The 14,940-nt window shown below is 34.0% G+C and carries 12 protein-coding genes; 11 read left to right on the top strand and 1 reads right to left on the bottom strand.

Annotated elements, in window-relative coordinates; translation table 11 throughout:
• Positions 1–59 precede the first annotated feature (59 nt).
• Positions 60–4,928, top strand: coding sequence for a T9SS type A sorting domain-containing protein (locus tag ACQUQZ_RS14500; RefSeq protein WP_435355732.1), 4,869 nt, complete (start codon positions 60–62; stop codon positions 4,926–4,928).
• Positions 4,929–4,972: 44 nt separating this feature from the next.
• Here ACQUQZ_RS14500 and ACQUQZ_RS14505 read toward each other — a convergent pair whose 3' ends face one another.
• Entirely contained in the window at positions 4,973–6,688 is a 1,716-nt protein-coding gene (locus ACQUQZ_RS14505) for a GMC oxidoreductase (RefSeq protein ID WP_435355733.1), read from the bottom strand.
• A gap of 387 nt (positions 6,689–7,075) precedes the next feature.
• Here ACQUQZ_RS14505 and rlmF point away from each other — a divergent pair, with 387 nt between their 5' ends.
• The 10 genes from rlmF to ACQUQZ_RS14555 all read left to right on the top strand — a co-directional run bounded on the left by rlmF (position 7,076) and on the right by ACQUQZ_RS14555 (position 14,866).
• Complete coding sequence (gene rlmF / locus ACQUQZ_RS14510) at positions 7,076–8,050, top strand: 23S rRNA (adenine(1618)-N(6))-methyltransferase RlmF (RefSeq protein WP_435355734.1); 975 nt, start codon at positions 7,076–7,078, stop codon at positions 8,048–8,050.
• Between the two features lie 95 nt (positions 8,051–8,145).
• The gene (locus ACQUQZ_RS14515) at positions 8,146–8,466 is read left to right on the top strand and encodes an ArsR/SmtB family transcription factor (protein ID WP_435355735.1); all 321 of its coding nucleotides are present in this window, start codon (positions 8,146–8,148) and stop codon (positions 8,464–8,466) included.
• Between the two features lie 49 nt (positions 8,467–8,515).
• A complete protein-coding gene (locus tag ACQUQZ_RS14520) occupies positions 8,516–8,986 on the top strand; it encodes a DUF6428 family protein (RefSeq protein ID WP_435355737.1) in 471 nt (156 codons plus the stop codon).
• A 63-nt stretch (positions 8,987–9,049) separates the two neighbouring features.
• Positions 9,050–9,469, top strand: coding sequence for an arsenate reductase ArsC (locus ACQUQZ_RS14525; protein ID WP_435355738.1), 420 nt, complete (start codon positions 9,050–9,052; stop codon positions 9,467–9,469).
• Positions 9,466–10,104 carry an MIP/aquaporin family protein gene (locus ACQUQZ_RS14530; RefSeq protein WP_435355740.1) on the top strand — a complete coding sequence of 213 codons (639 nt, stop codon included), beginning with the start codon at positions 9,466–9,468 and terminating at the stop codon, positions 10,102–10,104. The genes ACQUQZ_RS14525 and ACQUQZ_RS14530 overlap by 4 nt, the downstream gene beginning before the upstream one ends.
• 205 nt (positions 10,105–10,309) lie before the next feature.
• Positions 10,310–10,666, top strand: coding sequence for a 50S ribosomal protein L19 (gene rplS, locus ACQUQZ_RS14535; protein ID WP_435355741.1), 357 nt, complete (start codon positions 10,310–10,312; stop codon positions 10,664–10,666).
• A gap of 212 nt (positions 10,667–10,878) precedes the next feature.
• The gene (dapF, locus tag ACQUQZ_RS14540; RefSeq protein ID WP_435355742.1) at positions 10,879–11,643 is read left to right on the top strand and encodes a diaminopimelate epimerase; all 765 of its coding nucleotides are present in this window, start codon (positions 10,879–10,881) and stop codon (positions 11,641–11,643) included.
• Positions 11,644–11,790: 147 nt separating this feature from the next.
• Entirely contained in the window at positions 11,791–13,338 is a 1,548-nt protein-coding gene (locus ACQUQZ_RS14545; protein WP_435355744.1) for a maltokinase N-terminal cap-like domain-containing protein, read from the top strand.
• 103 nt (positions 13,339–13,441) lie between these two features.
• The gene (locus ACQUQZ_RS14550; protein WP_435355745.1) at positions 13,442–13,882 is read left to right on the top strand and encodes a DinB family protein; all 441 of its coding nucleotides are present in this window, start codon (positions 13,442–13,444) and stop codon (positions 13,880–13,882) included.
• 36 nt (positions 13,883–13,918) lie between these two features.
• The gene (locus ACQUQZ_RS14555; protein ID WP_435355746.1) at positions 13,919–14,866 is read left to right on the top strand and encodes a threonine ammonia-lyase; all 948 of its coding nucleotides are present in this window, start codon (positions 13,919–13,921) and stop codon (positions 14,864–14,866) included.
• Positions 14,867–14,940: the final 74 nt, after the last annotated feature.

The raw sequence follows: 14,940 nt of genomic DNA on the forward strand, positions 1-14,940 counted from the left end.
ATTTTATCTTCAAAAAAATATTTAATTTTGGCATTTAAAATAAACAACTTAGCAACAATATGAAATTAAACTCTACACTATTCTTTTTTCTTTTCTGCCTCAATACCATCCTTCAAGCACAAACAACTCAAGAGTACGCTTATGCAAATTTTTATTCTCCGCAAGGTTCAAGTTTTCTTTGTGGTGGAAAGACAATTATTGGTCAGCTTTACCAAAACTATTACCAAAATGGAAATTCAGCAAGTGTTGTATATGCAGAAGACAACAAATTCTATCTTGAAATCGCTTCAGTAGGTTCAAAAAAATACACTAAAATTCTCGCCCAAAAGGTTGATATTGGCAATTCGGGTAAAGCTCAATTTCAACTACCTGACACATTAAAAGCAGGTAGAACTTATCTCTTGAGGATGAGTTCTACAAATCCAGCATCCATAACAAATTCTGATTTTCCAATCAGATTCGGTTTAGGTAATTTACCATTTGTTATTGATTTTCAACAAGAAACTACCTACTATCGAGATTCACCCAAAGTTTATTTGAATTACAGTTTAAAATTAAAAGATAAAAATTCGAGTACAGATTCTGTATATCAATATTTGTATGAAAACTTTCAGTTGAATGTAAAACTTTCTGATAATGCTAATTACAGTGCTAATTATAATTTTAGTCTCTATAGCCTTCCTTATTCCTCAAGTTTTGCAGTATCTCCAAAAGACTCTATCTCCATTTATAAAATTGACGAAGCGATTAATCAATGTGGTGTAAAAGGTGAAATTATTGGTGAAGCAAAAGCTGTAAGAAAAAATTTTATTGATAAAATTATTATTCAGTCTGATCCTAATCAGAGTACATTTTGTAAAAACTCAAAAATTAGTATCAATGTAAGTTCTAAATCCTTCACACCTAATACCACCTTTAAAGTTGAGTTTTCGCAAGATTCTAATTTTACCTCTGGTAAATCAACATTTATTGATGCAAAATTGGAAAATAATGTTTTAGTAGTTGATATTCCTTCTAACGCTTTTGAATCACAATACACGTATTATCGAGTTGTCAGTCAACAACCCCGATTAACAAGTAATTATCTTAATTTTTACCTTACTAAAAAAACAGATATTGTTTATACCTACACATTTTTGGACGCAAATGGTATATATATAGGTTTTGACTCTTATAATTCAACTGATAGACAATATTATTATTCAAACTTGTCACAGGTAATTGTGAATGGAAAAGATATTGTTAGTTCTGGAGATTTAGTTGGAAGTGCTTGGCGACTTCCTGTCCTCAAAAAAGACACTGTTTTTAATTTTACAAAAATCAGTAACTCCTGTGGGAATCTAACGATTAATACGCCTTCGATAGCAATTAATCTGAATGATTATGTATTTGTAAACTTTCAATCAAAAAACGAATCAGTTTGTCAGGGAAAAACTGTTGAATACAGTTATGAATTATCCAATCCTTCCAGAGCAAATAATGTTGTCATGTCGGCATCAATTTATGTGTATGGCTATGAATATTCCGAAGCAACAAAGTCTTACAGTGGTACAAGTCAATCATTTGGAATTTTCAACTTAAAATATAGCATCAATCAAGAAAAGAAAACCATTTCGATAACGATACCTTCCGATTTGAATCAGCAAATAAAAAAGCTATTTGGTTCAAGAAAAATCAATATCGAAACTTTATTTGTTAGACCCAACGCATATAGTAATAGTAATCAGGTAAAAGTTGGTTATCAAGGTAATTCAACAGAACTAAAATTGATACCTGAATTAAAACTAACCACTCCGAAAATAACATTAAATAATCCAGGCTATACTGATATTCCACTTGAATTTTTAGGGGGAAGCGAAATTAGCTATACACTATCAAATGGGCAAAAAGGGGTTATTAATCATAGTCGCTTAAATTGTTCAAGCTGTCAGCCAGCTAATGGCGGTGAAAATACCCTCCGTGTATTTGTTGATAAAAATACAACTTTTAGAGTTGTTTCAGCTGAAAATGAATGTGCATTGGCATCCATTTCAGGAGAAACAAATGTTGCTATCAACGCAAGCACAAGCGACCCAATTCTCGTTATTGATGAATCCAAAATACCAACGACGATTTGTGGTGGAACAAATATTGAAATACCCATTCAAAAGATGCTCAACATTCCTGCAAATACTCAACTTACTTTATATAAAAAATATTACTATTATGGTTCAGGTACTTATACCGAACAACTTTTTGTAACTGCTCCAGTTATTTTGAAATCAAGTAGTAGCAATAGTTATAAAAAAGTAGAAATTTGGCTTGAAGGGGTAGGTAAAAATATTAAATCAAACGTTGTTACCATTAACATAGAATACAAACCAAACAACTTTTATATAGAGTCGCAAAATTATACAAGGAGTTATCAAGATAATTTAGAGATCATCAATACTGTCATTGATAGAAATAATCAAAACCCATATATTAGAATATATGGGTACGGTGGCAATTTGAATTTTATGATGAATGGGAAAAAGTTTGCCAATACCTATAACACGAATAGTTTTTCTGAATATTGGAAACCTATCAGCTTTCAAAAAGATACATTAATTACCTTCAATAGTGCTTCTAATACTTGTGGAAGCGTTGAAATCAATAAACAGGTTAAGTTTGTTAAAGTCACCTCTGGTATTTATGGGTATGACCAATCCGAGCAATATTTTCTTCCTAATACTCAATGTACTGGCTCAAAACGAATCATTACTTATAATTATTATGGTGAAAAACCGGCCAAAGATTCATTAACCGTTCAATTGGCAAAATATAATCCGTATTCCAAAGTCGAGCCACTAAAACTATCTTTTTTTGATGTTCCAACGCAAAAAAATAAAAATGATCTCAGCTATACTATACCTGATACACTCGGAGGATATTATGTTTATCGAATAAAGTCTTTTAACAGTGGCCAAGTTTCCAATTTTAATTACGGATTATATGCCATAAGTCAAAAACCCCAAGTAAAATTAAGTACACACACTTCAAAATCAGAAGTGTTAGGGATTCCAGGTGCAGCACTTTATTTAGATTCAAACTATGATAAAGCATCAGACTTTAATGTTGTTTTAAATGATGGCAGTTCATTTTCGTCTTTTGACTTTGGCATTAGAACTTACATTAAATACGATAGTAGTTATAATGTCGAAAAAACGAATTTAATCAATGATGGAAGGTATTTTGCACCGAAACAAAACACCACATATAGTATAAAGTCAGTTTTTAACCAATGTGGCTATGGAACTGCTGAAGGAACAGCCACGATTAAAGTTCAACCAGCAATCTATAATAAGATAAAGAATTCAGAATTCAGCAGTACTTTTTGTAGCGGTGATAGTCTAACACTCGATTTGAGCTACATTGGTGATTTCCCAAAAGATACTTTAATGGGTGTTTACCTCCATACCAATGCCAAGGCATCTTTTAATCAAGAATTGGTAACTTTTAAAAATAATCCCAATAGTTTAAAAGTTAAACTGCCCCAAGATGTAAACACAGGCTATTATTCTATTCAAATTCGTAAAAAAAGTAGAAGTAAGATTTATAATTCCGTTTCTAAAAGTGACTCTCTCACCCGAGTCAACGCTAAGCTTAATTTCGATTCTGATTTTACCCCATTGATTATCTCAACACCTTTAAATATCAACCTAAGCGGAAGTACAGAAATTTTTGTTGGAGAGTCAGCAACACTTATTACAAATTTACTAAATAAAGATGGTGTAGATCCTGCGATTTCTAAAGATACGATTTTATTTATTGAAGGAATGCCTTATTATTATGACCTTAGTGATGGAAATAGCTACGCTTCAAACAGAAAAAGTATAATTGTTTCTCCTCTTAAATCGGCGACATACTCCATTACCTCAGTAAAAAATGCTTGTGGAGTGGGAAAATCAACTGGTTCGGCTACAATTACCGTTTATCCAAAATCAGATAAACGAATAGAAAGTATCGGGTATTTTAGAAATTTCTATTACAAAGAATCTAATTTGAATTACTATTACGATAATAATTACAGGTATTGTGCAGGAAGTAAGGATTCTTTAGATATTAAAGTATATGGATTTGATAATACCACTGATTTTTCAAAATTTAAAGTCGTACTTTCAAATAAAGATGGATTAAATTATTCTGCCATAAAAACCACAAAAACGGCATTAGTGACAGATACTTCCACTTTTAAAATTGTCAGATTATGGCATGAAATACCTGATAATTTAACAACTGGTAATAATTATCGCATAAAAGGTATTTCTGAAGATGAAAGTATTTGGAGTACGCCACTTTCTAATCCAATCGAAATTCGTGAATTGGCCACAGCTTTACTTACAGGAAATGCCTCAATAGCAATGGGTGATAAAATCAATGCTACTGTCAAATTAACAGGTGATGCCCCTTGGCTATTATCCGTTGTTGATAAAGACAATAAATTTATCTATAACACGATACCAACCAAAAAAGACTCGACAGAGAAATTTAAAAACTTTGAGCCAAAATTCATAAATACCAATGAATTTAAATTAGAATTATCGACAGATAAATCAAATACTTATAAAGTTACACAAGTATATAATAATTGTGGAGTTGGCAAGGTCTTACAAGGTGAATTTTCGGTAGATTTAGTTTTAGCAAACGAAAACTCTGTAAATAGATTAATTCAAATCTATCCAAATCCTACTGCCAACCAAATAACCATTGATTTAACAAGTCTCAATGAAAACACAAATATTGAGGTTTTAGATATGAATGGCCAATTAATCAATGCTCAATCGTTTAATAAAAGCCAAATCCAACAGAAACAAAATTTGGATTTTAGTCAACATCCAACGGGAGTATATTTTCTAAAAATTCGAAGTGACAAATTTTTACAAACTTATAGAGTCGTAAAATTCTAAATAAAAAAAACTCGTGGCGTTTTCTACCACGAGTTTTTTTATGCTTACAAATTCATCCTCTTCAATTCCTCCACCGCATAATTGGCAGCCCGAGCCGAAAGAGCCATATATGTCAATGATGGATTTTGGCAAGGTGAAGAGGTCATCGCAGCTCCATCAGTACAAAAGACATTTTTCACCACATGGTGTTGGTTAAATTTATTAAAAACTGAGGTTTTTGGGTCATTTCCCATGCGAGCGGTTCCCATTTCGTGAATGCTCAAGCCAATGGTTGCTTTGGCATCAAAACCTTCTATATTTTTAAAACCAGATGCTTCCATCATGGCTACTGCTTGTTCTTGGGCATCTTTTCGCATAGCGATTTCGTTGTCTCGGTGCTGTGCATCAAACTTTAAAATGGGCTGTCCCCATTTATCTTTCCCTTCATCAGTAAGCGAAACTTTATTTTCATAATATGGCAAACATTCACCAAAAGCATCCAAAATCATCTTCCAATTGCCAAATTGGGTATTTTTTTCCTTATAATCAGCTCCAAAACCTTGCATTTCTGCGGCACTCCCCCAGCCCTCTCGCCAAGTATAAACCTCAAAACCATAGCCACGCTTGAAACCTTGCTTATCTCCATTCACATTTCTGAAACGTGGTATATAAAGTCCCGCAGGATGACGACCATAATAAACTTTGTCTAAATCTCCGTCATAATCAGCATTAGCTCCCACATGAAAATGATGATCCATCAAATTATGTCCCAACTGACCACTATCATCCATTCCATTAGGAAAACGTGTTGATTTAGAATTCATCAAAATATAGGTCGAACCCATTGCAGAGGCATTCAAAAAAATCACTTTTGCATGAAATTCGAGCCATTCATTGGTTTTTTCATCAATCACTCGAACACCCGAAGCTTTACCAGTTTTTTCATCATAAACAATAGCATTGACAATAGAATGTGGTCTTATGGTTAAATTTCCAGTCTTTCGAGCAGCAGGAATCGTTGCTGATTGACTACTAAAATAGGCTCCAAATGGACAACCACGCATACAAAGGTTACGGTATTGGCACTTTCCACGCCCCAAAGCCAATTGTTCTTCTGTTGGCTCAGTCAAATGTGCAGCACGAGCCGAAATCACTTTTCTATCATCAAATTTTCCATTCACTGTTTGCCTAAAATGGCTTTCAATACAATTATCAGGCATAGCAGGTTGAAAAATCCCATCTGGCAGTTGGTGTAGTCCATCACGATTACCAGCAATTCCTGCAAAACGTTCTACATGGTCATACCACGGAGCAATATCTTTATATCTAATTGGCCAATCTACAGCAATGCCTTCTTTGGCATTTGCTTCAAAATCTAAATCTGAAAAACGAAACGAATATCTTCCCCACATCAGGGAACGACCGCCAACATGATAGCCACGAATCCAATCAAAAGGCTTTTCTTCGATATAAGGATTTTCTAAATCATTCACAAAATGATGGGCTGTTGCCTCTGTAATAGCAAAGCCAGTGCGGTTTTGTATGGGATATTTTTCAAGTTCTTTCTTTGATAATTGAAGATTTCGATGTTCAAATTCCCACGGAGCTTTCATGGCTGTATGGTAATCTTTTACATGTTCAATCATTCGCCCTCTTTCGAGCATCAATACCTTTAAACCTTTTTCAGCTAATTCTTTTGCCGACCATCCTCCCGAAATTCCAGAACCTACCACAATGGCATCATACGTCATTTGCTCTTTAGCTTTGCCTTGAATATTCATTGATTAATTTTTGTTTGTTGCTTCCATTTATTTTGTTGTGAATATACGAATATATGACTATTGCCCAAAAATTGGTTAGATTTCTTCGCATTAAATTTAAAAATCAAGTAAAAACCCCTAGTGATTATCGTATTTTAACGCTTTGACTTGGATGTAGATTGTCTTAATTTTGTCCCAACTAATAGCCATGAAAAAAGCAGCAAGACCGAAAGGCTGGCTAACCAAGTCAGCCTACTTGCTTTTCTTTAGGAATACTGAGACAAAGATTTGAAAATTCATATAGTTTAGGGTTAGTTAAACTCATAGCACACCTCTACCTTAGGGAGTGTGCTATTTTTTTGATTCTATCAATTATAGGTTTACTTTTGCTAACAAAAGTAACTTTTCATGCAATCAAAAAATAAGTCAAAAACAATAAAAAATCTTGTAACCTCAGAAAAAAGTAGCTTACATCCTCGCAATCCACATAGATTCCGTTATGATTTTAAGCAATTGATCATTGCTTGCCCAGACTTATCTCCTTTTGTTTCTGTTAATCAATACAATAGCGAAACCATTGACTTTGTCAATCCAGAGGCTGTAAAAATGCTTAATAAAGCTATTTTAAAGCATTTCTATCATATTAATCTATGGGATATTCCCAAAAACTATCTTTGTCCACCTATTCCAGGTAGAGCTGATTATATTCATTATATTGCCGATTTACTTGCTTCATGTAATAATGAAACAATTCCGAAAGGAAAAACCGTCAAAATACTTGATATTGGGGTTGGAGCAAATTGTATTTACCCAATCATTGGTACTCAGGCTTATGATTGGCAATTTCTAGGGTCGGATATTGACTCTATTGCAATCAAATCGGCTCAAAATATTATTTCTGCCAATAAAGTTCTTACGGGAAAAATTGATTGTCGCTTACAAACATCGACTTCCAATATTTTCAAAGGCATACTCTCTCCCGATGAAATTTTCGATGTTTCGATATGTAATCCACCTTTTCATTCATCTTCGGAAGAAGCTACTGCTGGTACCCAAAGAAAAAATAAGAATTTAGGTTTAAAAGATACAAACAAGCTGAATTTTGGTGGACAAAATACTGAGCTTTGGTGTGAAGGAGGCGAAGAATCTTTTGTTCGGAAAATAGTTTTGGAGAGTAAAACAATAGCTAAACAATGTTTTTGGTTTACCAGTTTAATTGCAAAAAAAGAACATTTACCCAGTATTTATCATGCACTTCGCCAAGCAAAAGCTACTGAAGTACGTACAATCGAAATGGCACAAGGTCAAAAAGTGAGCAGAATTATAGCTTGGACATTCTTAAATCCTGAACAACAAAAAGAATGGCAAGAAAAACGTTGGTAAAACTAAGTTTATACTCATCAAAAGAGAAAAGTAAATTTTTTCTTTTTTTATTTAAAACTATATCGTAATATTGCAATATAAAAATATTAAATTCAATGGGAATTACAAAAACAGACCTTTTTACCGAAAATCAAAATGAAATTGCAACACTCGCTAAAGCAATTGCCCATCCTGCAAGAGTTGCAATCATTGAATATTTATTAAAAGTAGATGCTTGCATTTGTAATGACATAGTAAATGAATTGCCTTTGGCACAACCAACGATTTCACAGCATTTAAAAGAGTTAAAAAATGCAGGAATAATCAAAGGAAATATCGAAGGAAACGCCATTTGTTATTGCATTGATGAAAAAACTTTCAGTAAAATTCAAGGATTGTTTGCAACAACACCAGTTTTAAAAAGTAATTGTTGCTAAAATTGTCATTAAAAGCAAAAATCTTAAACAAACTAAAACATCAGTAGATATGAAACTGTCAGAAATAAAACAACATTTAAGCACTGCCGAAAGTGTAAATTTTGAACTCGAAAATGGTACAAGCGTACCTGAGCATTTCCACGTTACTGAAGTTGGGGTGATTAGTAAACACTTCATTGATTGTGGCGGCACTGTTCGCAACGAAAAAGTAGCTAATTTTCAATTGTGGGATGCAAATGATTTCGACCACCGTTTAAAACCTAAAAAATTACTTGATATTATTGCACTTTCTGAAAAGGTTTTAGGCTTGGAAGATTTAGAAATCGAAGTAGAATACCAAGCCGAAACAATTGGTAAATATGAGTTGGGCTTTAATGGAAAAGATTTTTTGTTGTTGAGCAAACAAACTAATTGTTTAGCCCAAGATAAATGCGGTATTCCAGCTGAAAAGTTAAAGGTAAATCTATCAAATTTACAAACGCAAACAGCTTGTTGTACGCCTGGTGGTGGCTGCTGCTAAAAAATATTTCTACAAATACTTTTAAAACATAAACATCTAATAATCAATTCTTTATATTCATTAATGAAAAATATTTTAGTATTATGCACAGGCAACAGTTGTCGTAGTCAAATCGCACATGGATACTTTGAACATTTTACCGACGATAAAAAAGTAAAAGTTTATAGTGCAGGTATTACTACCCACGGTGTCAATCCAAGAGCAATTGAAACCATGAAACAAGATGGTATCGATATCTCACACCACACATCAAACAATGTAGCTGAATATGAAAACATTGATTTTGATTATGTTTTAACTGTCTGCGACAATGCCAATGAAAGTTGTCCTGTTTGGGTTGGAAAATCAATCAAGTTTCACCATAATTTTCCAGATCCTCCCAAATTTAAAGGAACAGAAGAAGAAATCGTTGCTGAATTTGCAAGAGTACGAGACATGATAAAAGTTTATGTTCAAAACTTTGTCAAAGAACAAAATTTATGAGAAAATACCTCGCCGAACTTATTGGTACATTCGGGCTTGTTTTTTGTGGTACTGGAGCAATTGTCATCAATGAAGTAAGCAGTGGTTCTATTTCACATGTGGGCATAGCCATTACTTTCGGATTAATTGTAATGGCTATGATTTATACTTTTGGAGGTATTTCTGGTTCACATCTCAACCCAGCCGTAACAATCGCTTTCGCTTTCATTCATAAGATTAAGGTTGTTGAAGCAAGCAAATATATCGTTAGTCAAATCATCGGTGCGATATTGGCTTCATTGGTATTACATTTATTATTTCCCACAAACCAAAATCTTGGAGCAACTCTACCTGCTGGTAGCGAAATGCAGTCATTTATTTTAGAATTGATACTTACATTTTTCTTGATGCTGGTGATTGTTCATACATCTCAAGGTAAAAAAGAAGTGCAAAATTTGGCTGGCATCATTATTGGGGCAACAGTTTTATTAGAAGCGATGTTTGCTGGGCCAATTTGCGGAGCCTCAATGAATCCTGCTCGTTCGCTTGCTCCTGCCTTGATTTCGGGTAATTTACGATCCCTTTGGTTGTATATTTTTGCTCCGATTTTGGGGGGAATTTTGGCTGCTTTGAGTTGGCAAAAAATATTTTCTTAATTTTTTTTATCAAAATTATACAAGTAATATTTTTTTTTATACATTAGCACTTACAAATACAACAAAGTAAAATTTTATTCGTTGTTTGGGATTTACAAATAAGAATTATTATCTTTGCAGTCCGATTAGGAGAATGCTGGATTTGTACAGTTCAGCCGCTTCACTAAACGATTAAACATTTGATAATCAAGTAAATAACAAAACAATGGATTTGATTAAATTGGTCGAGGCTGAATTTGCCGGAAAACGACAAACACAACCCGATTTCAAAGCAGGTGATACCGTAAACGTTCACGTAAAGATTTCAGAAGGTAATAAAGAACGTATTCAGGTTTACACTGGTACAGTAATTCAACGCCGTAATACTGGCACCAATGGTGAAACTTTCACTGTTCGTAAGATTTCTAATGGTATTGGTGTTGAGCGTATTTTCCCAATCTTATCACCAAGTGTTGATAAAATTGAAGTAGTACGTTACGGTAAAGTACGCCGTGCAAGATTATTCTATCTACGAGGCAAACAAGGTAAAGCTGCCCGTATCAAAGAATTAAAGAAGAAATAAAAAGCGTTTTGAAAAAAAAGTTAGGAATTTTTAGAACTTTTTTAATTCAAAATTGTCTAAAGATAAAAGTAATAGCTTTTTCATAATTTTGTGTAGGAAAAGGCCGCCCCATTGGAGCGGCTTTTTTTATATATGCCAATGCTAAACTCAGCAGCAACGGAACTCTCCGAAACAAAATATGTTATCTATTAAAGTTGTTAATAAAAAAGAAAATGAGTTATAAATTCTATAAATATCAAGGCACTGGAAATGATTTCGTGATGATTGATAATCGTAATGAAACCTTTCCAGTAGGTCAAAAATATATTGAGCATTTATGCCACCGACGTTTTGGGATTGGAGCAGATGGATTAATATTGCTACAAAATGACCCCAATTACGACTTCAGAATGGTATATTTCAATGCTGACGGTCGTGAGGGAAGTATGTGTGGAAATGGTGGTCGCTGCACGGTTCGTTTTGCTGAAGATTTAGGAATTTTCAAAAATGAAACAAAATTTATTGCTGTTGATGGAGAGCATACTGCTCAAGCAAACACAGAAGTTATTTCTCTAAAAATGGGAGAAGTACATAGTTTAGGACGCCATGATGAATATGATTTTATGAATACAGGTTCGCCTCATTATGTGGCGTATGTATCTGATATTGAGTCATTTGATGTTTATTCAGCAGGAAAGAAAATTAGATATTCTGAAGAATGGGTCAAACGTGGAGGTACAAACGTAAATTTCGTTGAAGTGATTGACGAAGAAACAATTTATGTTCGTACGTATGAGCGTGGTGTAGAAGATGAAACTTACTCATGCGGAACAGGCGTAACTGCCTCTGCCCTATCAGCCAATCTTCGATTAGGAATGAAGAGTCCAATAAAAGTGATTACTAAAGGAGGAAATTTACAAGTTTCTTTCGATGAAAATTTTCAAAATATTCATTTGATTGGCCCAGCTGTAAGGGTTTTTGAAGGAACTTTAGTTTAAAACATATCCTATTTTTCCGAAAAGCCTTGACATTTTTACATGATGTCAAGGCTTTTTTTATTCTTCTGAAAACATTTAACTCAAATGTTTGCATAATCAGTTAGACCTTCCTAATTTTCGACAACCTAATTTATAAACGAAAATACAATGACCGAGTTTGTATTAGCCATTGAATGGAATGGCTTTGAAAAAGACAAGTATGTTCATACAGTTTTAGAAGATAATATTTTGCCCCCTTATATTGCTCAATGCCGATGGTTTGCAGGAAAAGCTCGCCAAATTAAGCAATTGAAAGTGCGAAATGCGGTGCATTTGGGCGAATTTATTTTCATGATATTTGAAGCCAAATACGAAGAAGGAGATAGTGAGTTTTATCTTTTACCGCTCTCATTTATTGCTGATGGTACCCAAGAAATTCCAGAGAAAGGAATTTTGAGCAAAGCCAGCATGGACGATAAAAATGGCTTTTTAGTAGATGCTATCTATGACAAAAACTTCAGAAATGCCTTATTTTCAGGCATTTATAATCAAAATGAGGTCAAGCAAGTCAATGGAAATAAATTGGTATTTGCAAAAGGCAAAGCACTGATTGCTGAATCAGCGGTAATTGATTCTTTTTTGCCAAATGTCGATTCTTCCAACTCTGCCATGATTTTTGGCGGCAAATATTTTCTCAAACTTTATCGTAAAATCTTTGCTGAGACCAATCCCGAAGCTGAAATGGTAGAGTTTATTACTCAAAATTCAGATTTTAAAAATATACCTCGCTTTGCTGGAAGCATTACATGGAAACGCACCGACGAACCAGAAATAACTTTTGGCGTGATGGTTGAAGTTATCGAAAGTTTAAAAGATGATTGGAGCATGACGGGTGATTACCTCAATGATTTTTTAGAGGCATTTGTCGATGGAAATTTTCAAATAAAGGAGTCAGTTTTTGATAAAGTGGCACAACTGGCGGTTCGAACTGCCGAAATGCACAAAGCACTTTTTGCTTTACGTGGAGCAGAAGCATTCAATGCCGAACCTTTCGACCGTCAATATAGGCGATATTTACATGAGAAATTTGAAATATTGCTCGAAAAAAGGTATAATTTACTTACAGATAATTACTTAAATCTTGATGAACAAGCTCAGGCTTTGGCGTGGCGTTTCATGGAAGCCAAAGATTTAATACTTGATTTTATTGACCAAGTACTAACTCGGCCATTATTTTCTTTCAGAACACGAATTCATGGAGATTACCATTTGGGGCAAGTTTTGGCAACAGAGGACGATTTAGTAATCATTGATTTTGAAGGAGAACCTGAAAGTACGATTACACAACGCAAAATAAAACATTCTCCATTGAAAGATGTGGCAGGAATGATTCGTTCTTATCACTATGCAGTTTCGGCAAAACTTTTCAATTCGGCAGAAACAAGTGATATTGACCCTTTCGTATTGCAACGTGCAGCCGACCGATGGTATAAACTCATCAAAGATACTTATTTAGAAGAATATCTGGCCGTTTTTGGTACTCCTCACCCACTTTTCAAAGATACAAACGAAATCAATTATTTACTACTTTTCCACTTACTCGAAAAAGCTGTTTATGAAATTGGTTACGAAGTAAATTATCGTCCATCATGGGTAAAAATTCCATTAAAGGGTATTGCTGAGGTTTTGGCTGAAGTAGAAAAATTGAGAAGGTGAGTGGGGAAATAGGAATTAGGGTTAGGAATTAGGTATAGAGATTAGAAAATGGAGCTTGGTAAATTTCTCCAATTAAATACTGATAAGCAATAATTTAGCTGTAATGAAAGCGTATTTTAAACAACTTTTTGAACACGAACATTGGGCAAATTTGAAAGTTTTAGAAACTTTAATTCTTACGAAAGAGCCACCACAACGAGCAATTGAGATTTTTTCTCATACAATTGCTGCACAACGAATTTGGCTTGATCGTATAATGGGCAATAAAACTGAGCTAAAAGTATGGGAAGTTTTTGATACTAAAATCATGCTTGAATTATTAGAAATAAATTATTCAGATCTTAACAAATTACTTGATAATCAAGACATTAACCAATTAATAAATTATCAAAATTCACAAGGAGAGCCTTTTACCAATACTATCAATCAGATTCTAACTCACCTTGCTTTACATGCCTCTTATCATCGTGGGCAGGTGGTTTTACTTTTAAAAAATCAAGTTGATAGTTTGCCCACAACCGATTATATTTTTTACATCCGATAATTTTTGTACAATTTTGAAAAATGTACCACAAAATCAATGAATCATATTCCGAGTCTTCAAGATATACAAGCGGTTCATGAACGAATAAAACCTTTTATTCATCAAACGCCAGTGCTAAGTTCCCAGAGTATCAATGAATTGGCAGGTTGTGAAATTTATTTTAAATGCGAAAATTTTCAAAAAATTGGAGCATTTAAAGCTCGTGGGGGGATGAATGCCGTCTTGTCATTATCAAAAAAAGAACAACAGAAAGGGATTACCACTCATTCTTCTGGTAATCATGCTCAGGCGATTGCTTTAGCAGCAAAGACTGTTGGTACAAAAGCTTATATCGTCATGCCAAATAATGCCCCACAAATCAAGAAAAAAGGTGTTTTAGCTTTGGGAGGTGAAATTATTGAGTGTGAACCAACTTTGGAGGCTCGTGAAACGACTGTCCAACAGGTAATTGACAGAACTGGAGCAACGTTTATTCACCCATTCAATAATTATGATGTCATTGCAGGTCAAGCTACTGCAACTGTTGAATTAATTGCAGAAATACCTGATTTGCAAGTAGTTATGGCTCCAGTTGGTGGTGGTGGCTTATTGAGTGGTACTGCTTTAGCAACGCATTATTTGTTACCAAATGCAGCAATAATCGCTGGTGAACCCGAAGGAGCTGCTGATGCGATTCTTTCCTTTAAAAGTGGTAAAATCGAAAAAGCCCCTTATATAAAGACTATTGCCGATGGACTGATGACAAGCTTGGGGGACAAAACTTTAGAAATTATCAGAATGTATGTCAAAGACATCATTACTGTAAGTGATGAAGAAATTATTGCTGCTATGCGTTTGATTTGGGAAAGATTAAAAATTGTTATTGAACCTTCTTGTGCAGTACCTTTTGCCGCTCTTTTGAAACAAAAAGAAAGATTTGCTGGTAAAAAAGTAGGAATTATCCTCACTGGCGGAAATGTAGATTTAGGAAAACTACCATTTTAGGCCTTCTTTTTTTATTGATAAAAACCCTTATTTTTCTTAAAAAATAAGGGTTTTTGTTTTGTATATTTACACTT

This window comes from Emticicia sp. SJ17W-69, assembly GCF_051209875.1.
GTDB lineage: Bacteria > Bacteroidota > Bacteroidia > Cytophagales > Spirosomataceae > Emticicia.

What these genes read in the sequence shown, in the direction of transcription:
- ACQUQZ_RS14500 (WP_435355732.1), top strand. Translation starts at nt 60, where the DNA reads ATGAAATTAAACTCTACACTATTCTTTTTTCTTTTCTGCCTCAATACC.
- ACQUQZ_RS14505 (WP_435355733.1), bottom strand. Translation starts at nt 6,688, where the DNA reads ATGAATATTCAAGGCAAAGCTAAAGAGCAAATGACGTATGATGCCATT.
- rlmF (WP_435355734.1), top strand. Translation starts at nt 7,076, where the DNA reads ATGCAATCAAAAAATAAGTCAAAAACAATAAAAAATCTTGTAACCTCA.
- ACQUQZ_RS14515 (WP_435355735.1), top strand. Translation starts at nt 8,146, where the DNA reads ATGGGAATTACAAAAACAGACCTTTTTACCGAAAATCAAAATGAAATT.
- ACQUQZ_RS14520 (WP_435355737.1), top strand. Translation starts at nt 8,516, where the DNA reads ATGAAACTGTCAGAAATAAAACAACATTTAAGCACTGCCGAAAGTGTA.
- ACQUQZ_RS14525 (WP_435355738.1), top strand. Translation starts at nt 9,050, where the DNA reads ATGAAAAATATTTTAGTATTATGCACAGGCAACAGTTGTCGTAGTCAA.
- ACQUQZ_RS14530 (WP_435355740.1), top strand. Translation starts at nt 9,466, where the DNA reads ATGAGAAAATACCTCGCCGAACTTATTGGTACATTCGGGCTTGTTTTT.
- rplS (WP_435355741.1), top strand. Translation starts at nt 10,310, where the DNA reads ATGGATTTGATTAAATTGGTCGAGGCTGAATTTGCCGGAAAACGACAA.
- dapF (WP_435355742.1), top strand. Translation starts at nt 10,879, where the DNA reads ATGAGTTATAAATTCTATAAATATCAAGGCACTGGAAATGATTTCGTG.
- ACQUQZ_RS14545 (WP_435355744.1), top strand. Translation starts at nt 11,791, where the DNA reads ATGACCGAGTTTGTATTAGCCATTGAATGGAATGGCTTTGAAAAAGAC.
- ACQUQZ_RS14550 (WP_435355745.1), top strand. Translation starts at nt 13,442, where the DNA reads ATGAAAGCGTATTTTAAACAACTTTTTGAACACGAACATTGGGCAAAT.
- ACQUQZ_RS14555 (WP_435355746.1), top strand. Translation starts at nt 13,919, where the DNA reads ATGAATCATATTCCGAGTCTTCAAGATATACAAGCGGTTCATGAACGA.